This is a genomic window from Rhodomicrobium sp. R_RK_3 (assembly GCF_002198715.1).
Classification (GTDB): Bacteria; Pseudomonadota; Alphaproteobacteria; order Rhizobiales; family Rhodomicrobiaceae; genus R-RK-3.
The window spans coordinates 199,401-218,861 of sequence record NZ_MWLK01000033.1; the positions used below are offsets into that span (position 1 = coordinate 199,401).

20 protein-coding genes are annotated in these 19,461 nt (G+C 66.0%); 2 read left to right on the forward strand and 18 right to left on the reverse strand.

The window, feature by feature from the left end; translation table 11 throughout:
- The first annotated feature begins 228 nt into the window (after positions 1–228).
- Entirely contained in the window at positions 229–1,671 is a 1,443-nt protein-coding gene (locus tag BLEFHOIH_RS20475) for an MFS transporter (protein WP_088347891.1), read from the forward strand.
- A gap of 6 nt (positions 1,672–1,677) precedes the next feature.
- Here BLEFHOIH_RS20475 and BLEFHOIH_RS20480 read toward each other — a convergent pair whose 3' ends face one another.
- The 8 genes from BLEFHOIH_RS20480 to BLEFHOIH_RS20515 all read right to left on the reverse strand — a co-directional run bounded on the left by BLEFHOIH_RS20480 (position 1,678) and on the right by BLEFHOIH_RS20515 (position 9,474).
- The gene (locus BLEFHOIH_RS20480; protein WP_088347892.1) at positions 1,678–2,700 is read right to left on the reverse strand and encodes a GTP-binding protein; all 1,023 of its coding nucleotides are present in this window, start codon (positions 2,698–2,700) and stop codon (positions 1,678–1,680) included.
- A 205-nt stretch (positions 2,701–2,905) separates the two neighbouring features.
- On the reverse strand, positions 2,906–4,141 hold the full coding sequence (locus BLEFHOIH_RS20485) for a hypothetical protein (protein ID WP_088347893.1): 1,236 nt from the start codon (positions 4,139–4,141) through the stop codon (positions 2,906–2,908).
- 128 nt (positions 4,142–4,269) lie between these two features.
- Positions 4,270–5,013, reverse strand: a complete 744-nt coding sequence (locus BLEFHOIH_RS20490) for an FCD domain-containing protein (RefSeq protein WP_088347894.1) — start codon at positions 5,011–5,013, stop codon at positions 4,270–4,272.
- A 107-nt stretch (positions 5,014–5,120) separates the two neighbouring features.
- Positions 5,121–5,801, reverse strand: a complete 681-nt coding sequence (locus tag BLEFHOIH_RS20495) for a hypothetical protein (RefSeq protein WP_125461836.1) — start codon at positions 5,799–5,801, stop codon at positions 5,121–5,123.
- 175 nt (positions 5,802–5,976) lie between these two features.
- On the reverse strand, positions 5,977–6,816 hold the full coding sequence (locus tag BLEFHOIH_RS20500) for an ABC transporter permease (protein ID WP_088347896.1): 840 nt from the start codon (positions 6,814–6,816) through the stop codon (positions 5,977–5,979).
- Positions 6,813–7,619 carry an ABC transporter permease gene (locus BLEFHOIH_RS20505; RefSeq protein ID WP_088347897.1) on the reverse strand — a complete coding sequence of 269 codons (807 nt, stop codon included), beginning with the start codon at positions 7,617–7,619 and terminating at the stop codon, positions 6,813–6,815. Before BLEFHOIH_RS20505 ends, BLEFHOIH_RS20500 begins: the two co-directional genes overlap by 4 nt.
- Complete coding sequence (locus BLEFHOIH_RS20510) at positions 7,619–8,446, reverse strand: ABC transporter ATP-binding protein (protein ID WP_210191643.1); 828 nt, start codon at positions 8,444–8,446, stop codon at positions 7,619–7,621. The genes BLEFHOIH_RS20505 and BLEFHOIH_RS20510 overlap by 1 nt, the downstream gene beginning before the upstream one ends.
- Positions 8,443–9,474 (reverse strand): ABC transporter substrate-binding protein, encoded by a 1,032-nt coding sequence (locus BLEFHOIH_RS20515; protein WP_088347899.1) that lies wholly within the window; start codon positions 9,472–9,474, stop codon positions 8,443–8,445. The genes BLEFHOIH_RS20510 and BLEFHOIH_RS20515 overlap by 4 nt, the downstream gene beginning before the upstream one ends.
- 413 nt (positions 9,475–9,887) lie before the next feature.
- Between BLEFHOIH_RS20515 and BLEFHOIH_RS20520 the strand changes: the two genes are divergently transcribed.
- Positions 9,888–10,508 (forward strand): hypothetical protein, encoded by a 621-nt coding sequence (locus BLEFHOIH_RS20520; protein ID WP_088347900.1) that lies wholly within the window; start codon positions 9,888–9,890, stop codon positions 10,506–10,508.
- 49 nt (positions 10,509–10,557) lie between these two features.
- Here the strand turns inward: BLEFHOIH_RS20520 and pufC are convergent, their stop codons facing one another.
- From pufC to bchC, 10 genes are all read right to left on the reverse strand, one after another.
- On the reverse strand, positions 10,558–11,634 hold the full coding sequence (gene pufC, locus BLEFHOIH_RS20525; protein ID WP_088347901.1) for a photosynthetic reaction center cytochrome PufC: 1,077 nt from the start codon (positions 11,632–11,634) through the stop codon (positions 10,558–10,560).
- Complete coding sequence (gene pufM, locus BLEFHOIH_RS20530) at positions 11,631–12,614, reverse strand: photosynthetic reaction center subunit M (RefSeq protein ID WP_088347902.1); 984 nt, start codon at positions 12,612–12,614, stop codon at positions 11,631–11,633. Before pufM ends, pufC begins: the two co-directional genes overlap by 4 nt.
- Before the next feature lie 15 nt (positions 12,615–12,629).
- On the reverse strand, positions 12,630–13,454 hold the full coding sequence (gene pufL / locus BLEFHOIH_RS20535) for a photosynthetic reaction center subunit L (protein ID WP_088347903.1): 825 nt from the start codon (positions 13,452–13,454) through the stop codon (positions 12,630–12,632).
- A gap of 105 nt (positions 13,455–13,559) precedes the next feature.
- The gene (gene pufA, locus BLEFHOIH_RS20540) at positions 13,560–13,760 is read right to left on the reverse strand and encodes a light-harvesting antenna LH1, alpha subunit (protein ID WP_088347904.1); all 201 of its coding nucleotides are present in this window, start codon (positions 13,758–13,760) and stop codon (positions 13,560–13,562) included.
- 20 nt (positions 13,761–13,780) lie between these two features.
- Positions 13,781–13,990: a light-harvesting antenna LH1, beta subunit gene (pufB, locus tag BLEFHOIH_RS20545; RefSeq protein ID WP_088347905.1), complete on the reverse strand. Its 210-nt coding sequence runs from the start codon at positions 13,988–13,990 to the stop codon at positions 13,781–13,783.
- Positions 13,991–14,113: 123 nt separating this feature from the next.
- Positions 14,114–14,341, reverse strand: coding sequence for a hypothetical protein (locus tag BLEFHOIH_RS20550; protein ID WP_088347906.1), 228 nt, complete (start codon positions 14,339–14,341; stop codon positions 14,114–14,116).
- A 75-nt stretch (positions 14,342–14,416) separates the two neighbouring features.
- Complete coding sequence (gene bchZ, locus BLEFHOIH_RS20555) at positions 14,417–15,862, reverse strand: chlorophyllide a reductase subunit Z (protein WP_088347907.1); 1,446 nt, start codon at positions 15,860–15,862, stop codon at positions 14,417–14,419.
- Positions 15,862–17,469, reverse strand: coding sequence for a chlorophyllide a reductase subunit Y (gene bchY, locus BLEFHOIH_RS20560; RefSeq protein WP_088347908.1), 1,608 nt, complete (start codon positions 17,467–17,469; stop codon positions 15,862–15,864). The genes bchZ and bchY overlap by 1 nt, the downstream gene beginning before the upstream one ends.
- A gap of 17 nt (positions 17,470–17,486) precedes the next feature.
- On the reverse strand, positions 17,487–18,497 hold the full coding sequence (locus tag BLEFHOIH_RS20565) for a chlorophyllide a reductase iron protein subunit X (protein WP_088347909.1): 1,011 nt from the start codon (positions 18,495–18,497) through the stop codon (positions 17,487–17,489).
- Positions 18,494–19,432, reverse strand: a complete 939-nt coding sequence (bchC, locus tag BLEFHOIH_RS20570; RefSeq protein WP_088347910.1) for a chlorophyll synthesis pathway protein BchC — start codon at positions 19,430–19,432, stop codon at positions 18,494–18,496. The genes BLEFHOIH_RS20565 and bchC overlap by 4 nt, the downstream gene beginning before the upstream one ends.
- Between the last annotated feature and the right edge of the window lie 29 nt (positions 19,433–19,461).

Here is a 19,461-nt window from a genome sequence, read left to right on the forward strand (position 1 = left end):
CCGCCATTTTCGTAATCCTCGCGAAGGTGGGGACCCAGCACGCCGCAGCCTAAGCGGTTGGTCTGAAAGCTAATTTCGAGTTTGTTATTACTGGATCCCCGCCTTCGCGGGGATTTCGTCTTAAGTGGTCGCCAGTTGCTTTCGTCCTCACCGGCACCGACATAGGCTGGGCCGCCGCCCTTTAGGCCCCACGAACACCAACCACCACCGAACGGAAACGCCCGCCTCATGAGCACCGCCCTTCCCGCGCCTTGCGACGAAGCGTTGGCCGCGGGCACGCAGCCCTGCTTCAATCCGCATCCGCGCGCCACGCTCGCCGCAACCATCCTCGGATCGAGCGTCGCCTTCATCGACGGCTCGGTCATCAATGTCGCCCTGCCCGCCCTGGCGCGCGACCTCGGCGCGGGGCCGTCCGGCCTCTCTTGGACCATCAATGCCTATCTGCTGCCGCTCGGCGCGCTGATCCTGCTCGGCGGCGCGGCCGGGGACCATTTCGGACGCCGCCGCCTGTTCCTGATCGGCCTCGCGATCTTCACCACCGCATCGCTCCTATGCGCGATCGCCCCGAGCCTGAACTGGCTGCTGATCGGACGCGGGCTGCAAGGGCTCGGCGCGGCGATGCTGATGCCGAACAGCCTCGCCATTCTCGGCGCGTCGTTCACCGGCGAGGCGCGCGGCGCCGCCATCGGCAGTTGGGCGGCCGTCGGCGCGCTGGCCGGGGCGCTCGGCCCGCTGCTCGGCGGCTGGCTGGTCGACGGCATCGGCTGGCGCACGATCTTCCTGCTCAACGTCCCGATCGCGGCAGCGGCGGCCTATCTGGCCTGGGCCTATGTCCTCGAGAGCAGAGACCATCGCGGTTCCCGCCCGTTGGATTGGACGGGCGCCGCATTGGCGACCGCCGGGCTCGGCCTGCTCACCTGGGCGCTGACCTCGGCATCGGAGGCCGATGCCGCGACGGCGCCATTGTGGGGCGCGGCGGCGGCCGGCTTTGCCCTGCTGGCCGGCTTCATCTGGCTGGAGGGGAAGCGCGGCGACCAGGCGATCATGCCGCTCGCCATGTTCGCGACCCCGGCCTTCATCGGCCTGACCCTATTCACCTTCTTCCTCTACGGCGCCCTCGGCGGACTCATCGTGCTGCTGCCGTTCCTGCTGATAAAAATCGAGAACTGGCCCGCGCTCTCGGCGGGGGCGGCGCTGCTGCCCTTGCCGATCCTGATCGGCTGCGGCTCGCGGATGATGGGGCAGTTGACGGGCCGCTATGGCGGACGCCTGCCGCTGGCCATCGGCTCCGCCATCGTGGCCATCGGGCTTCTGCAATATGCCTGGATCGGCCAGAGCGGCATCGATTACTGGTCGCAGATTTTTCCGGCAACGGTCATTGTCGGGATCGGCATGGGCATCAGCGTCGCGCCGCTGACCACGACGGTGATCGGCTCGGTCGATGCGGACCACGTCGGCGCGGCCTCGGGGTTCAACAGCGCCGTGGCGCGCATCGCCGGGCTGATCGCGACGGCGCTGTTGGGTTTCGTCTTTGCGCTGGAGGCGTCTCCGGAGGCCTTCCTCGCGGGCTTTCGGACGGCGGCATTGATCGGCGCGGCGCTGGCTGCGGCAGGGGCGGTCAGCGCCTTTACGCTGATCGGCCCGACGGCGGCGAAGAACGAAACGGTGTAAACCGGTTCAGGACGCGCCGCCCTGTGCCAGCAGGTCGAGGCTGCGCTGCAGCGCGGCTTGCGAGATGTTGCGCGTGATGAAGACGATGCGCGTGGAATGGTCGGCGCTCGGCCAGGCGGCGAGGCGCACCGGCGGATGCACGATGGCCTGCACCGCATGGACCACCAGCGGACCAGCGGCCCCGCGCACATTGACGATGCCCTTCATCCGCAGCAGGTCCTTGCCGCGAAGGGACAATACCGCGTTCAGCCACTGACGCAGCGCGGCACTCTCGATCGGCGTATCGAGCGTGACGGCGAACGCCTTGATGGCGTCGTCATGGTGGCTGTGGCCGTCGCCGTGATGGTGATGGGCGCGGGAGCCGTCAAACGCCTCGGCCTTGAGCCAGCGCAACGCGCCTTCGCCGGAGCCCGAGGGCGCTTCCGGCGCGCGGTCGAAGAGATCGGCGGGTGAGATCGCGCCGTGGAGGACGGGCACGATTTCCGCGCCCGGATTGATCCGGCGGAGGCGCTCGCTAAGAGCGGCGACGGCATCCGGTTCGACAAGATCGGCCTTCGTCAGGATCAGCACATCCGCCAGCGCGACCTGCTGACGGGCCTCGTCGAACTGGTCGAGCTGGCCCGCCGCATTCGCCGCATCGACCGTGGTGACGACGGCGCGCAGCGTAAATTGCGAGGCAAGCGACGGCTCGGTCGCGAAAATCTGCGCGATGGCGGTCGGGTCGGCGAGGCCGGTCGTTTCGATGGCGATGCGCGAGAAGGGCGGCAGTTCGCCGCGCGCGGCTTTGGCGGTGAGGTCGGTCAGCGTATCGACGAGGTCGCCGCGCACGGTGCAGCAGATGCAGCCGCCCTGCAGCACGACGGCGTTCTCGATGGCGCTCTCGACCAGCAGATGATCGATGGCGACATCGCCGAACTCATTGATGATGACGGCCGTGTCGGCCATGCCGGGGTCGCGCAGCAGGTTGTTCAGCAGCGTAGTCTTGCCGCTGCCGAGAAACCCGGTGATGAGCGTGATCGGGATGGTCATGGCCTGTTGTCCCTTATTCGTCTCCCTGCACGCAGCTTAGTCCCCTCTCCCTGGGGAGAGGGCTAGGGTGAGGGGTTGGTGCGTCAGCCGTGAGTCCGCAACCCCTCACCCGGCACGCTGACGCGCGCCACCCTCTCCCCAAGGGAGAGGGCCAGGCTGCGGCGACATGCGCCTCGCCGTCGTAAGCTTCGGTGCGAGAGCGAGCCTAAATCTCCAACTCCAGCACATACAACCCGCCGGCATGGCGGTCGACGCAGTAGACGATGCCGGTCTCGTCGACATAGACGTCGTTGATCTGGATCGCCGGGACGCGGGAGCCGCGCGGCGCGGCGGGCACAAAAGCCGCGACCTCCTTCGGCTGCAGCGGATCGCTGGTGTCGTGCACCCGCACGCCGCCATTGAACAGCGTCGAGAACAGCAGCGTGTCGGAACGCAAGGCGGTCTCGTGCGGCGGGTTCTCATGCAGATTGTGGCAGCCGAAGCGGCCGCCCTTGCGGCCATATTCCTCGAAGGCCGGCATCGGCAGGACCGACAGCGGCACGAGATTGTCCTCCTTGCGCGCGTCGATGATCCAGGTGAGTTTCGGCCAGTCCGTGCCGTTGTCATGCACGCATTCATGCGTGACGACGAACAGATCCCGGCTCAGCAGCGGCATGACCGTATGGGTGAAGCCGGGGAAGGGCGGGTTCGGATTGAAGGCCGAGATCACTTTCGGGCGCGCCTTGTCGGAAATGTCCATGACATAGCCGCCCCCGTCGATATAGCCGAGATAGCAGCGGTCGGGGCGCTCGGGATAGACATTGGTGTTGTGGCCGCGAAAGCCGCTGTCGATGGCGAGCCGCGTTGGGGCCGGCGCTTCGTCACCCTCGGCCGTGCCCGGCATCCACCAGCGCCCGGCCTCGACCGGCTTGGCCGGATCGCGCACGTCGATGATGAGATAGATCTGATCGTCGAGCGGGTTGCGCGGCGTGAAATCGGCGATGCCGCCCGCGCAATGAATATAGTCGCCATCGACGAACCAGACCTGATGCACGCCGCGCGAATGCGGTCCCGAGCAGTCGAAGACGCTCACCGAGCGCGGGTTCTCCGGCACGCTGATGTCGAACAGCTCGACGCCCGCTGGGGTGAGGCCGGGTTCAAGCGTCTGGTACGCGACCGCCATCAGATTGCCGGTGGTTTCCAGCGAGTTCGAGCGCACGCGATTATGCGGCAGCTCGGTCTGCACGACGACGCGCGGGCGGCGCGGATCGGTGACATCGACGCCGGTGAAATTCTTCGGCGGTCCCTCATGCGCCAGCCACATGATGCGGCGGCCGTCCGGCGCGGCTTGCAGCGACATGCCCTCGCCAATGCCGCCGAAGCCGGCGAGCGGATCATGGCCGATCAGGCGCATGTTCCTAATGAGATCGGGCTTCCCCGCCGAGTCGAGGTCGTTGGGCATCGGTGTCCTCCTGAGCCGCCGCGCTGAGACATGGCACCGGGCGGCTCCATGCGCTGAACGGCTTTATGATCGTTAATCTGGAGAATGTTCGAACATTTTCGGCGAGTCAATGCACCATCCGTCTGGCGTCAGCCGCGCACCGGGACCGGGCCGCTGGCGAGGTCGCGCGAGATGGCCTCGTAATTGCGGGCAACCACCTCGACGCTGCCCTGGAAGTGCTCGGCCAGGATCTGCGTCGCCCGGTCGGCGTCGCGGGCAATGGTGGCTTCCGCCACGGCGCGGTGCTGCTCGCGAACGCGCTGCAGCAATTCCTCCGAGGCCGAGGTGACAACAATGACGGCGCGGCGATAGCGCTGGAAATGATCCGACAGCGCGCCGCAGAAATGCAGAAGCCGGGGCGAGTCGCAGGCCGAGATCAGACTGAAATGGAAGCGCTCGTGCCGCTGCTCCCATTCGTCGCTGACCTTGCGCTCGCCGACCGATTGCGGCAGCGGGCTGCGTTCGAGCCGGTGCAGGGCCGCGAGGATTTCGGCTTCCCAATCGTCGTCGCCGCGCTCGATCGATTGCCGCAGCGCCTTGCAGCTCAGATCGGTGCGCAGGGCGCAGAGGTCGTAGAGGTCCGCCATGGAGAGCGGCGCCACGGTGTAGCCGCGATGGCCTTCGAAGCGAACGAGTTGATCCGAGACCAGCCGCGACAGCGCCTCGCGCAGCGGCGCGATGCCGACGCCGTAGCTCGCGCTGAGCTGGCGGAAACGGAGCCTTTCGCCCGGCTGCAAATGGCCTGCGATCAGATCGCGCCGCAGCCGCGAATAGATCTCGACGCCGAGCGTGCTGGCATCGTCTTCACGGGCGGCGGCATGCGGTAGAGACACGGGCGTGGTGCTCCGATGTGTGGTGGCAAGCGCCGGGGCGCGTTGCGGTGGATCATGGTGCGGTGCGTCTTTTCAATCAACAGCCAAATGTTCGAAATTCCAGCGCCTCAGAAATCGGGAAGCGGTGATGCTGATGGCGCGGCCGGCAGGGCCTCGCCCTGCCAGAAGCGGCTTGCCTCGGGGCCGAGCGTAGCGGCGAACCATGCGAAATTGGGGTCGTTGAGATCGGCCGCCGTGCATTCGGTCAGCGCTATCCCGGCGGCGGTCAGCCGTTCCTTGCGGCGGCGTGCGGCTATGGGCGTGAGCGGAGACGGCGCGAGCAAGACGGCGACCATCCGGTCGCCAAGCCAGAAGGCGAAGTCGGCCTTCACGAAGTCAGGGGCTGCCAACAAAGCGTGCGGCAAGGGCAGCGGCGCCGAATAAATGAAATCCTCGGCGCGGAAAAGGCCGTCGAATGGCTTGAGGCGCGCGTCGAGTTCAGCGCGGTGATGGGCGATCTGGTGATCGAGGAAGGCGAAATAGCGGTCGATGAAGCGGGCGGCATTCACGTTCCAGCCGCCGCAGAGCCGCTTGAGATGGGCCGCAATGCGCATGGTCATCGGCATGTTGGCTTCGGATGGGACCGGCGGGGGCAAGTCGAGCGCATCGCCGTTGATGCGGAGCATCGCGCCGGGGCGGGCCGCGGCGAGAGGCAGCCCGGCCAAGCGCTTTGCCCGGACGTCGGCAAGACGCTCGAGCGGCCACTGCTCGACGCCATAGGGAATGGCGATCCCGTCCCGCCCGGTCATGCGCATCGCTAATCTCTGGAGCCCGCTCAGTTTAAACGCATCCTTCTTCGTAATCCCCGCGCAGGCGGAGATCCAGTACGCCGCAGCCTAGGCAGAAGCCACAGTTCGAGTTTGTCCTTTACTGGGTCTCCGCTTTCGCGGGGATTTCGTCTGCGGGTGTGGTGGAGTTCACCCCTCATCTCTGACTCTCCGGATGCCACACCAGCAACCGCCGCCGGATCATTTCAAGCCCCTTCACCACGACGAACCCGAGGATGATGATCTCCAAGATCCCGGCGAACACGCCGACCGAATCAGCAAAGCGCCCGGCCGTGATCATCGTGCCGCCGATGCCGCGTCCGCCCATCAGCATTTCCGTGACGATGGTCGTGATCATGCCGACCGGCAGCGCCACCTGAAGTCCGGTAAGGATCTGCGGCATCGCCATCGGCAGATAGACCTCCCACAGCAGATCCCGCTCCCTGGCGCCGAAGGAGCGTGCCGACCAGATCGGCCATTTGTCGAGGCCGGAGGTGCCAGCGTAAGTCGCCGAGACGATGGGGTAGAAGCAGGAGAACGCCACCATGATGATTTTCGAGGTGTCGTAAATGTCGAACCAGAGGATGAAGATCGGCAGGAAGGCGATCTTGGGCATCGGGAAGCCGATTGAGATCAGCGGGTCGAAGAACCAGCGCACCAGCGCGGAGCGCGCCATCAGGATGCCGATGGTGATGCCGAGCGCCGCGCCGATCAGGAAGCCGGTCAGCGCGCGGTAGAGCGTCAGCCCGAGATCGACCGGGACGACGCCCGAGATCAGGTCGCTCCAAAGCCGCTCGAGCACCACGCTGAGAGGCGGCAGCAGGAACGGATTGATGGCGCCGTAACGTGCGCCGAATTCCCAGGCCGCGGCCAGCGCCAGGATGACGGCGACCTGCACGGCCGTATCGACGAGCTTGGCCGAAATCGTCCAAGGCTGCCGGGGCGCGCCAGGTTTGACTGCGTCCGCAAGCGGTCTCGCCTGGGCCATATCGCTCATGCCTCCCTCCAGCGCAGCACCCGGCGGACGAGAGCCGCATAGGCGCGGTCGGCCGCGAAACCGATGGCGGCAACGAAGAAGATCGCCGCGAACATCGCGGGATAGAGCCCGCCATCGCCGAGCGAGGAGATCATGTAGCCGACGCCGTCGGTCGCGATGACGAATTCGGAACTCACCATCAGGATGAAGGAAAAGGCGAGCGCGGACCGGCAGCCGCTCAAAATGTCCGGCATCGCAGCCGGCAGCACGACTTCCCGCAGCACGGCGGAGCGCGATGCGCCCAGACTCGCGGCGGACCATAGGAGGAACGGGTTGACGCCCCGCGCGCCATTATAGGTGCCGACGATCACCGGCAGCAGGCAGCCGAGGAAAATGAGCAGGATTTTCGAGCTGTCGCCGAGGCCGAGCCAGATCATCACCACCGGGATCAGCGCGGATTTCGGCATCGGGTAGAAGATCTGCACGATCGGATTGACCAGCAGGCGCACCGGGCGGAACGACGCCATCAGCAGGCCAGTCAGAATCCCGACGATCACCGCACTGCCGAGCCCTGCCGCGGCGCGGCTGATCGAGCGCATGGTGTTGTAGAGCAGATTGCCCTCGAACAGCATGCGGAAGAAGGCTTGCGCGATCTCGCCGAGCCCCGGCAGCATTTGCTGCGACACCAGCCCTGACAGGCCGAGGAATTCCCAGAGCGCGCAGAGCAGGAGCAGCGGCGAAAAGCGCACCACCGTGTTCACCACCGCATGGACGCCGCCGCCGGCGCCGCCCGTCTCGTGCCGCGCGATAACCGCATCCGCCATCAATGCGCCCCCCGGGTCGCCGCGACGGCCTGCTCACGCACCAGCCGCCATATCCGCTCGCTGAACTGGATGAATCGCGGATCCTCCAAAATTTCCTCGCCGCGATCTTTTGGCAGATCGACGTCGATGACATGCTCGATGCGGCCCGGCCGTGCGCTCATGATCGAAATGCGGTCGGCGAGGAACACAGCCTCATGCACATCATGCGTGACGAACACCACCGTCTTGCGGGAGCGCCGCCAGATCGCCCGCAGCTCCTCCTGCATGACGCGGCGGGTCTGGGCGTCGAGCGCGCCGAAAGGCTCGTCCATCAGCAGGATGCCGGGATCGACGGCGAGCGTGCGGGCAATGGCGGCGCGCTGCTGCATGCCGCCGGAGAGCTGCGAGGGATAGGCGTTCTCGAACCCGGTGAGATGCACGAGGTCGATATAGTCCTGCGCGCGCTTCTCACGCTCGCCCGCGTCGAAACCGGCTTTCTTCAGGCCGTAGAGCACGTTGTCCTTCACCGTCTTCCAGGGGAAGAGGGCAAAATTCTGGAACACGATGCTGCGGTCCGGGCCGGGGCCGCTGACCGGCCCCTTCGCCGTGGCGATCACGCCGGCCTGCACCGGAATGAAGCCGCCGATCAGATAGAGCAGCGTGCTCTTGCCGCAGCCGGACGGGCCGAGCAGGCAATGGAATTCGCAGTCGCCGACATCGAGATTGATGCGGTCGAGCGCCAGCATCACCTGCCCGCCGCCGCGCCCGCCATAGCTGTGCGAGACGTCGTGGATCGAGATGCTGCTGGCGGCCTGGGCGATATGGTGAGCTTTGGCGGCCATCATCATTTCGGGCTCGCCTCGATGCGCTTCTTGGCTTCCTGCACGAAGGAGAGATCGACGTAATCGGGGTCGACCTTGAGGCCCTTCGGCGCCAGCGCCAGCTCGACCGCGACGTCGATCGAGTCCTGCAGCGTCTTGACGTTCGGGAACATGTAAGGATCGCGGAAATAGTCGTTCTTGGTGAACAGATGCGGCAGCGTGTCGGGCGATTGCTGCATGAAGTCGGCGACGATCTTCACAGCCTCGGTCCGGTTGGCCCGATCTGTGAACCAGCGCACGGCGCGCACATGGTCCTCGAAGAAGTCCATCAGCGCGGTCTTGTTGTCCTTCAGGAATTTGCCGTTGGCAGCGAGGAAGACGAGCTGAGACGGGCCCATCGCCTCCTTGGCGGTGAACAGCGTCTTGTATTTGCCGGTCGCCAGCAACTGGTCCGACATCGGCTGCAACACGGTGCCCATGTCGATCTTGCGCTCGTCGAGCATGGCCGGGATGTTCGGGAAGGCGACCTCCACCATGGTGAAATCGCGCTTGTCCTGCATCTTCTTGTTGCGGAACATGGCGCGGATGGCAGTGTCGGAGGCCGAGCCTATGGCGTTGGTGCCAATCCGCTTGCCCTTCATGTCCTCGACTTTGGTGATGCCGCTATCGGCGCGCACCAGGAAGGTCTCGCTGTGATACTCGCCGACGCCGTCCTGGATGATGTCGGCCACCGCCTTGACGTCGAGCCGGGCGTTGTTGACCGCGAGGGCCAGCACCAGCGGGCTGAAGGCCGCCATGTCGATCTCGTTCGCGGCCATGGCGGTGATTTGCGGCGAGGAGCCCCGGAAGCGGATCGGCTCGACGGTGTAGCTCTTGCCGTAATGCTTCAGGATTTCCGGCTTGCTGTAGAGCACCGGGATCATGTGGCCCGGCATGGTGGACCAGCCGATGCGGATCTTGACGGGATCGGCCTGGGCGCGCGGCGCGGTGAAACTGGAAAGGCTGAGGGCAGTGAATGCGGCCGCGAGCGCGAGCACGTTCCGTCTGGTCGCCATGGTCGTCGTCTCCCCATTGCTCGCCGGCGAATGCCGGATCGCTGTTTATTTTTGGGCGTGCGCCGGGCGGATCGGTTCGCCGATAGCCACCGTTCCGGAGCACCAGCATGCTTTATTTATCGTTAGATAATCAGGCCGATTTTCGATCATGTCAACGAAACATGATGATTCTGGCCTGTTTCGAATGTCGGAATGTGTGACGAGGGCGGATTTCCGTGACCAGGAAGGATGGCGCGGCGCGGGATCGGCAACGGTTTGTCGCGCTTGTTTATCATGCGATAAACACTGAAAATGCAGTGGGCTCCAATCCTTGACCAGGGCTGATTGCCGCTTGCCTATTCTGCCGGCTGACTCATTATGGACATAAGGGCGAGGCCCGATAAGGCGTTCAGGATCAAGCGGCCGGCAGGCACATGGAAACAGGCAGAGCCATTCTCGCGGCCCTCGCACTCGTGCCGTTGCTGGCCTCCTCACCGGCGAGGGCCCACCATCCCAGCCGCGCGCCGGCATATGCGACCGGGCTTCCCATCCCCAATCTCGTGCATGGGCAAATGGCGGTGATCGCGCGCTACAGGTCGGCGATCCTCAATCTCGCGGACCGGCAGGCCCCCACCGACGACCGCTTCCGGCGCCTGCGCAATTTTGCCAATATCCAATATAGCTATTGCCTCTGGGGCCTGGCGCCGGGCAGCGTCGCCGACGAGGAAAGCCCGTTCAACGAGTGCGCCCACGCCTATCTGGCGGCGACGCAGGCGCTGCTGCTGCACATGCGGGAGATGCCGCGCGCAAGCGGCGCCGTCCAGGCTCTGGTCGCGGAGATCGACATGGAGATGCTGCGTGACGGCGCGTCGCTGATCCTGTGCCGCTATAGCGGCGAGGCGTTCAACACCGGCGAAATCGTCAAGCCCCGCTGGGCTGAAGTCGTCTCGCATCCGCCGAGCATCGGCGCCTTTGCCGCAATCGCTGCGGCGCTGGCGGCTTTGCTGCTGGCGCTCCGGCTGGCGGGCCGGGACAAATCCGCCAAATCATCCTGACCGATCACCAGCACCGCCGCTGGCCCCAGCGGCGGTGCTGGCCCGCCCGCTATTGCGAGGCAGGCGCCGGCGCGGGTCCCGCCCCTGGCACCGGCGTAAGGATTGCGGCGTTCAGCTCGGGATAATCCTTCAGCATCTGCGCGCCCCCGAGCGGCTTTGGCTGGCCGTGATGACAGGTGACGCAGTTCAATTGCGGCGCCTGCCCCTGCGGTCCGAGCCGGGCCGGCTCATAGGCCGGCCGCAGCGGCGTGAGGAAGTTGTTGTTCAGATAACGAACCATGCGGATGCCGTAAAAGGCGGTCGCGCGGGTCGGCACGCTCTGGTCCCAAGCCAGGAAGGCCCGGCTGTTGTGGCAATAGGTGCAGTTCACGCCAAGCGCGTTCGATATGTGCATCATCAGCGCGTAGGTATGCTCCGTCTTCTGGATCGACGCGCCGATGCCCTTGCCCGTGGGCAGCGCCGTCTTGCCGACGACGCGGGCCTCGCCGGTGCCGTCAAGCACGCCGGTGAACGGATCGAGGGGCAGCGAGGCGAGGGCAGCGGCAGGAGACGGATGGTTCTGGCCGCCATCATAACCGGCCATGCCCTTGGCGGGCCCGTCGCGGTCGCCGGGGAACCAGATCCCCGCGGGCAGCGGCTTGCCCCGATGGCAGGTGTAGCAGGTGACCCCGGTCTGGGCGACGTGGGTGGTCCAGTCCTGGTTGAGGTGCTTGGTCATCTGGAACATCCGGCGGGCGACGACCTTATGCGGCACGTCGTCGGCCAGATTTTCCAGATTGTGGCAATAGCCGCAGCCCTGCTCGGGCGAGACCCAGGCGGTGATCGCCACCATGATGCGGTTGAACTGGTCCTCGGTCAGATCGCCGAGCACCTGCACATTGGTATAGGCCTCGCGCGCCGGCCGTCCGCCCGGAGGCGCCGGGTCGATCAGCTCGGGCACCTGGTTGGAGGCGAGCGTCTTACCCGCCAGCCGCGGATTGGTGATCTGCTCCATGCCGAGGCCGCGGTAGCCGATCTGTTTGCTGACCATCGGCGGCCGCTCCCAGCCTGCGATGAACACACCGATCACCATGAACACCGTAAAGACGGCGCCGAGCGCGACCGCGATTCTAAATGCTGTCTTCATTGCGCGGCTCCATTCAACACGGCCGGGTCGGTGATCGGGGGATAGATCGCGGGGTAGCTCGGCGCATAGCCGTGCTTGACGCCCCAGAGGTACCAATTCTCCACCACCGTCCCGGTGAGCAGGATGCCGATGCCGCCGGTCAGCGTGCAGAGCACGGCGAACCACCACGCCCAGCGGTGAATGGACTCCATCGAGGCGTTGAAGCCCATGGTCCAGCGCCAGAACAAAGCCGCGCGTTCCGAGGCGGTGCCGCGGTCGACGATCTGCTCGATCTCACGCTCGCCGCCATATTGGCCGACGGCAAGGATGGTCGCGCCGTGCATGGCAAAGAGCAGCGTGGAACCGTAGAGGAAGACGATCGAGAGCATGTGGAACGGGTTGTAGAACAGGTTGCCGTAGCGGATGGAGAAGGCGGCGGTCCAGTCCAGATGCGGGAAGATGCCGAAGGGCACCGCCTCGCTCCAGCTTCCCATCAGGAGCGGCCGGATGAAGCCGAGCGACAGATAGAGGAAGATCGCCGAGGCGAAGGCCCAGGCCACATGCGTGCCCATGCCGAGCGCGCGGGCGTTGCTATAGACCTTCAGCCACCACAGCAGGATCGATGAAGTGAGGAAGAACCCCGCCATCAGCCACCAGCCGCCCTCGTTCAGCGGCGGGAAGATCTTGATGCCGTATTTGGCGGGCGGCGGTTCCAGCGCCAGCCAGGGCAGTTGCCGCACGAACTGGATCGGGTCCCAATGCACCGAGGCCAGCATGTTGAGCCCGATGATCTCGATGGCGATGAAGCCGCAGATCAGCGACATCACGCCATAGACGCCGAGATGGATCGGCCCGACCTGCGCGTCACCGACCCAGCCGGCCCAACGGTTGAAGAAAGGCTCGCCGGTGCGGGCAAAGATGTCGCCGGGCGCGCGGGGCGAGCCCATTTCCGGGATGGTCCGGACCTGCACGCGGGTGAAGATATTTTGATATTCGGCCATGATAATCCCCGAGCGTTAGGACCAGATCGGCAGGCTGAGCCACCAGTTCCACCATTCCGGCCAGCCGCGGGTCCAGAACGGGCCGCTGATGACGATGCAGACCGCGCTCCAGAACGATGCGTTGATCGCAAGGAAGAGGCCGAGCCGGTGGATGCCCAGCGTACCGATCGAATAGCCGATGGTGTCGCGGAAGAAGGCGTTCTCGTGGTCGGGTGTCTTGACCGCCTCGCCCTTGCGCGGATTGACGGCCGAGAGCACCAGCCCGCCATGCATGGCGAGCGCCAGCGTGGTGGTGAAGAAGAACGTCACGGCGATCATATGCGCCGGGTTGTAATGGAAATGCAGATATTGGTAGCCGGTGTTCGACACCCAATCGAGATGGCTGATGATGCCGTAGGGGAAGCCGTGCCCCCAGGCGCCGAGCAGGAGCGGGCGGACGACGACCAGCGACACATAGGCCAGGATCGCGAAGGCGAAGGCGAAGGGCACATGATAGCCGATGCCGAGCTTGCGGCAGATCTCGACCTCGCGCAGCGCCCATGAGACGAAGGCGCCGACGGCGCAGACGGTGATGATCTGCCAGAGCCCGCCTTCCTTCAGCGGCGCCAGCGCCAGCCCGTATTTCAGGTCAGGCGGCGCGATGGAAATCTGCCAGATGTTCCAGGTCGGCCCGATGGCCGCGCCGTAAAGGATCAGCGCGGTGCCGAGCACCGAGAAGAACATCGTCGTAACGCCGAAGAAACCGACATAGAACGGGCCGACCCAAAAATCGAACAGGTCCCCGCCGACGAGCGTTCCTCCGCGTACTCGGTATTTTTTTTCAAAGCTAAGCATGGCCATGGGTCGATCCTCGCGGCAAAAAGCCCGGCGCCGTATTCAACGAAAATCTTTGCGGACGGGCGCCCGGTAGTGAGCGCCGCGTCCACCTCGCGCTTGGATGCCGCCTTAGCCGATCCGGTCGGCGCCCGGCAGGTCCGGCGTGATCGTCAGCGAAGCCGCTTTCGGCACCGCCGGCGCGCCTTCGAGCCAGTTGAACCGCGTCGTGCTGAGCAGGATGAAATGGATGATCAGCGCGAGGACGAACAGGAAGGTGAACAGCGCCACCAACGTCCTGCGCGGATCGAAGAGAAGCCAGATTCTCCACATCGTAAAATTCCTTTCCCTGGTCAGCAGATGAGCGAGAGGATCGCGGTCACATTGTCATGCAGCTCCGCGTAGCCGTTCGGACCCGGGATCCAGGGCCGCCACATCCAGGCGAGGATGTGCGCGATGATCGCGACGATTACGAAGATGATGAAGCTGGTCACGAAGACGCCGTGGAACTCCTTCGCTTCATTTTCCGTCAGCCCCGAATAGGGGCTTTTTCCATTAGCCATAGGCTCATTCTCCAATGATTGGCCCGGACTGTTACCGCGCTGATCCTGCGCGGCGAGGCTGATGCGGCGAGGCTCTCCCCGCCGTATCGTTCACCTGGAGCGACCAGGCGAGAGAGGCGCCGCCTACAGCATGAAGGCGAACGGAAGGGTCGAATTGGCCGCGACCCAGGCCTCGCGGAACACCGATTGCCGGTGCCCGGACGGTCTGGCGTGCCACGGGTTCAGCCTGGTGATCAGCGTGACCGCCAGGAAGAAGGGGAACGCCGCCCAGAAGACCCAGCGGTAATCCCGCTCCTCCCGGCGCCGGCGTTTGCGCTGCAAGCTGTTGGCGTGATGGTCTGCCAGTGACATGGCCTGCGTCCTCCTCCTCCTGAATTCCCCTCCCGCCACTCGATCGGGCGAGTTTTATCGTGTTCGCTCGGCGACTTACGCCGCCCTCGCCGCCGCCGGTCCGGCACGGTTCAGATGGGCGGGCATGACTTCTTCATCGCCCGCGAGCTTGGCCGCGCTCTCGGCGGCGTCTCGCAGGCGCTTTGCCGCCGAGATGCGCACCAGCACCGGCTCGGCCTCGACCAGCCGGTCGAGCTCGGCGAGGGCGTCGGCGTGCCAGGGCAGTTGCTTTTCGCGCTTGGCGGGGGTGGCCTCGACCTTGTCCATGTCGGTGGCCAGCGGCAGGATGTGGAACAGCGCATCGAACAGCGCGTTGCAGACCTCCTGCACCAGATAGGTGGCGCCGGAATAGCCCATGAAGGGCGTGCCGGTATGGCGGCGGATGATGGCGCCGGGGAAGGATGCGGGGATGTAGATCGAGCGCCCGCCCGCCTCCGCCGCATACATGCGTTCATTGTAGCTGCCGAACAGGATCAGCGGCTTGGTCTCGTGGATTTTCGCGCGCACGGCGGCGTTGTCGGTCTTGCCGCCGGCGATCCGCGCAACCGCGAAGCTGCAAGGGAGGCCCATCTCGGTCTCGAGGAAATTCCGGACGCCCCTCGCATAGGTCTCGTTGGCGACGATGCCGAAGCTGGCGGTTGAGAAAAAGTCCTGCGTCACCGACCGCCAGAGATCCCAGAGCGGCTTGACGGTGGTGTGCTTCTCCCTGTCGATGAACGGCTCGGGGTCGATGCCAAGCAATTCGCCCAGGGTGCGCAGGAATTTCGTCGTCGAATGCAGGCCGATGGGAGCTTGGCAGTAGGGCCGCTCCAGCGCTTCGCAGAGCGCGCGGCCGAATTCGCGGTAGAGGCAGATATTGGCGTCGGCATCGACGAGGCGCGGCACGTCGGCGAGGTGGCTGCCGAGCGGGAACACCATGTTCACCTCGGCGCCGATGCCCTCGACGAGGCGGCGGATTTCGGCGAGGTCGGACGGCATGTTGAAGGTCCCGTAGGCCGGGCCGATGATGTTGACGCGGGGCTTTTCGCCGTCCTTGCGGGGCTTGCGCGCCGGGATCTTTTTCGCGCCGTACTCGCTCCAGAGCCAGAACATGGCGCGGTCGGCGCTCTGCCACTGGTCCTCGTCGATGGTGCGCGGCAGGAAGCGCTGGATGCCGGTGCCGGGCGGCGTGACGCCGCCGCCGATCATCTCCGCGATCGAGCCGGTGACGACGACGCTTGGCAGATGCGGGTCGAGCGTCTTGTGGGCGCGGCGCATGGCGCCTTCGGTGCCGTGCTGGCCGAGCTCTTCCTCGCCGAGGCCGGTGACGACGATCGGCAGCTCGTGCGGCGGTAGCGCGTCGGTGTAGTGTAGGACGGAGGTGACCGGCAGGTTCTCGCAACCCACCGGGCCGTCGATGATGACCTGCAGCCCCTTGATGGCGGTGAAGACGTAGACCGAGCCCCAATAGCCGCCGGCGCGATCATGGTCGAGGACGAGCATCAGATCATCTCCTCGGCCTTGCGCTGCTTGGCGAGCGCTTCCATCCGCTTTTGGTACTTGTCGCGGAATTTGGTCTGCGGCTTTGGCGTGTCCTCCCAGATGCCGGCATTGTCGCCGATGCCGGTGCCGGCGAAGAAGGCGTCCATCTCGGCGAAGCGGTGTCGGTTCGCCATGGCGGCGTTGACGACCTGGGCGAGCGAGCCCGCGCCGGCCGGTCCCATCAGCGGACGGGCGGAGATCAGGTTGGTGAAATAGAGCGCGGGGGTCGCCTGCTCCTTGGCCTTCTGCACGACCGGGGTGGTGCCGATAGCAAGGTCCGGCTTGAACTCCGCGAGTGCGGCGAGGTCCTGTTCCAGCGAGGCGCGGTATTGGATGTGCACGCCCTTGGCCTCGAGCCATTCGCGGTCGGCGTCGGACCACTGGGTGCGCGGGCAGGCCGTGCCGACATAGGGCACCTCGGCACCGCTCTCGATCAGCAGCCGCGCGACGATCAGCTCGGAGCCCTCGTAGCCGGTGAGGGTGATGCGGCCCGCGATCGGCATCTTGGCGAGCGCCGCACCGATGGCGGGCAGGAACCTGTTCTTGGCCGCGTCGCGCTTGGCGGCATCGACACCGGCGGCCGCGCTGATGGCATCGATCCAGGCAGCGGTGCCGTCGACGCCGACCGGGGCCGAGCCGACGATGGGCCGCCCGGCCGCCTCGAATTCGCGGAAGCTGGCGGTGTAGAACGGATGGATGGCGGCGACCACGGCGCAGTCGAGCGCACTGTACAATTCGCGCCATTCGCGCGTCGGCACGACGGGGCCGGCGGCGAGGCCGAGCGGCTCCAGCATCATGCCGATGCCGACCGGATCGGCCGGGAACATCTCGCCGACGAGCGTTACCGTCGGCCTGTCGCTGATGCCGCCGCGGGGTGCGGCCACCGGGCCGAGACTGGCCTCATTGCGGGCAAAGGCCAGCATCGCGCCCGCGAGCACGTCCTTGGCCTCGGCATGGGTCGGCACGCCGAAGCCGGGCACGTCGATGCCGATGATCCGCACGCCGTTGATCTCGTTCGGCAGCAGCCGCAGCGGCACGCCGGAAGCGGTCGGCACGCAGAGGTTGGTGATGACGATCGCGTCGTAAAGCTCCGGATCGGCGAGGCCGAAGACGGCTTCGCGCAGATCCTCGAACAGCTTGCCGGTCACCAGCGTCTCGGAGTTGAAGGGCACGTAGCCGACCGTCCGCTTGGCGCCGTAGAAATGTGAGGTGAAGGTCAGGCCATAGACGCAGCAGGCCGAGCCGCAGAGCACGCTCGCCGTGCGCCGCATCCGAAGGCCGACGCGGAGCGAGCCGAAGGCCGGGCACATGCTTTGCGGCTGGTCGTGCGGCCCCATCGGATAGTCGGCGGCATAGCGCGTGAGGGTTTCGCTATTACCCGCCGACTCCGCCGCCTTGCGCATTTCCGCCCGGCCCGCATGACAGCCGACGCCGTCGCCGGATGCTTGCAAAACGGTGGTCTCCGAGGCTTCCGGCCTGCCGCCCAGAACCTCCACGGCGGCAGTCTCGTCATAGACGATCTCGGCGCCTTCGGGCGTTTCGGGCAGGATGTCGGAAGCGGATGTCATAGGGGGCGGCTCCGGGCTCAAACCGTGTCGTAGACGACTTCGAGGCTCGGCTTGGTCACCACCGTGCCGCCGCACATATCCTCAAAACTCGCCGGCTGGAGCACCACGCCGCGCCCGACCGCGTCGCCCTTGAACAGGCCGAGCAACTCGTCCTGGCTGAGGGGCTTGGGGCGCACCGGCGGCGCTTCGGCGACGTTGGTGCCGAGTTCCTCGAACAGCGAGGCCCATTCGGTGCCAGGGCGGCCGATGATCTCGTAATTGGCGCTCTTCTTGCGGATGTCGTCGTGCTGCGGGATGGCGGCGAGCACAGGGATGCCCACCGCGGCGGAAAACGCCTGCGCCTCGCCGGTGCCGTCATCCTTGTTGATGACCATGCCGGCGACGCCGACATTGCCGCCCATCTTGCGGAAGTAGTCGACCGCCGAGCAGACATTGTTGGCGACATAAAGCGATTGCAGGTCGTTCGAGCCGACCACGATGACCTTCTGGCACATGTCGCGGGCGATCGGCAGGCCGAAGCCGCCGCAGACCACGTCGCCGAGGAAATCGAGCAGCACGTAATCGAAGCCCCATTCGTGGAAGCCGAGCTTTTCCAGCAGTTCGAAGCCGTGGATGATGCCGCGCCCGCCGCAGCCGCGCCCGACTTCCGGGCCGCCCAGCTCCATGGCGAAGACGCCGTCGCGCTTGAAGCAGACATCGCCGATGGCGACCTGCGAGCCTTCCAGCTTTTTGCGCGAGGAGGTCTCGATAATGGTGGGGCAAGCGCGGCCGCCGAAAAGGAGGGAGGTCGTGTCGCTCTTGGGGTCGCAGCCGATGAGGAGGACCCGCTTGCCCTGCTGCGCCATCATGTAGGAGAGGTTGGCGAGCGTGAAACTCTTGCCGATGCCGCCCTTGCCGTAGATGGCGATGATCTGGGTTTCCTTGGCGGGCCGGATGTCGGCATCCTCCGAGGATGAGGCGGCCGGCTCATGAGCCTCCGGCGCATCCTCGCCGCCCCGGCGGTGGGTGACGTCGAAAATTGTGGTCATGAGGGGCGTCTCCAATCGAGGATCATTTTCAAGCAGGCCGGATCGCCGAAGGCCGTCCGGTAGGCCCCCTGTGCGTCTGCCGCCAGGCAGCGGTGGGTAATCAGGCCGTCGAGGGACAGCCGACCGCTCTCGGCCAGGCGCGTGACATGGACGAGATCGGCCGGCTGCCACTGGGCTGCAACGGCAAGCCGCGCCTCGCGCATGAAGGCGGGCGGGAAGGCGAAGGACAAAGGCTGTTCGTAGAAGCCGGCGAGCACGATTTCACCGCCGCGCGCCAGCCGCGCGATTAGCGTGTCGAGCAGCGCGCCGTCGCCGCTGACGTCGCAGATGGTCCGGTAGTCGCGGCGCTCGTCACTTGCCGGATCGATGACCTGATAATTCACCGCGCCCTCGCGCCGGGCCGCGTTGGTCTCCCAGACGACAGGATGGCCGCCCGCCGCCAGGGCGAGCCGCGCGACCAGGCGTCCGAGCACGCCATGGCCGACGATCAGATCGGGCAGGCCATGCCGCCCGGCTTCGATGGCGTGCTGCGCCGTTGCGGCCAGCGCCAGCAGAATTCCGTTTTCGCCGATTTCATCGGCCAGCGGCACGACGCGGCCGCCATCGACGACAACGCGCGAGGACGCCCCACCGAACAGCCCGCGCACCGGCCCGTAGCAGTTCGCGCCCGGCACGAAGACCCGCTCGCCCGCGCGGCGCCCCGATTTCGGCCCCGCCTCGATGATGCGTCCGACCGATTCATAGCCGGGGACAAGCGGATAGCCCATGCCGGGGAAAGCAGGCATGCGTCCGCTCCACAAGAGCCGCTCGGTGCCCGTGCTGATGCCGGTCCACTCCATGTCGACGACGATATCGCCGTCGCTGGGCGGCGACAGATCGAGTTCGCCCAGAACCATCTGGTTGGGCTGCTCGAATATGACGGCCAGGCTCTGCATCTGCCCCCCACGCGTCTGATCGAACGATC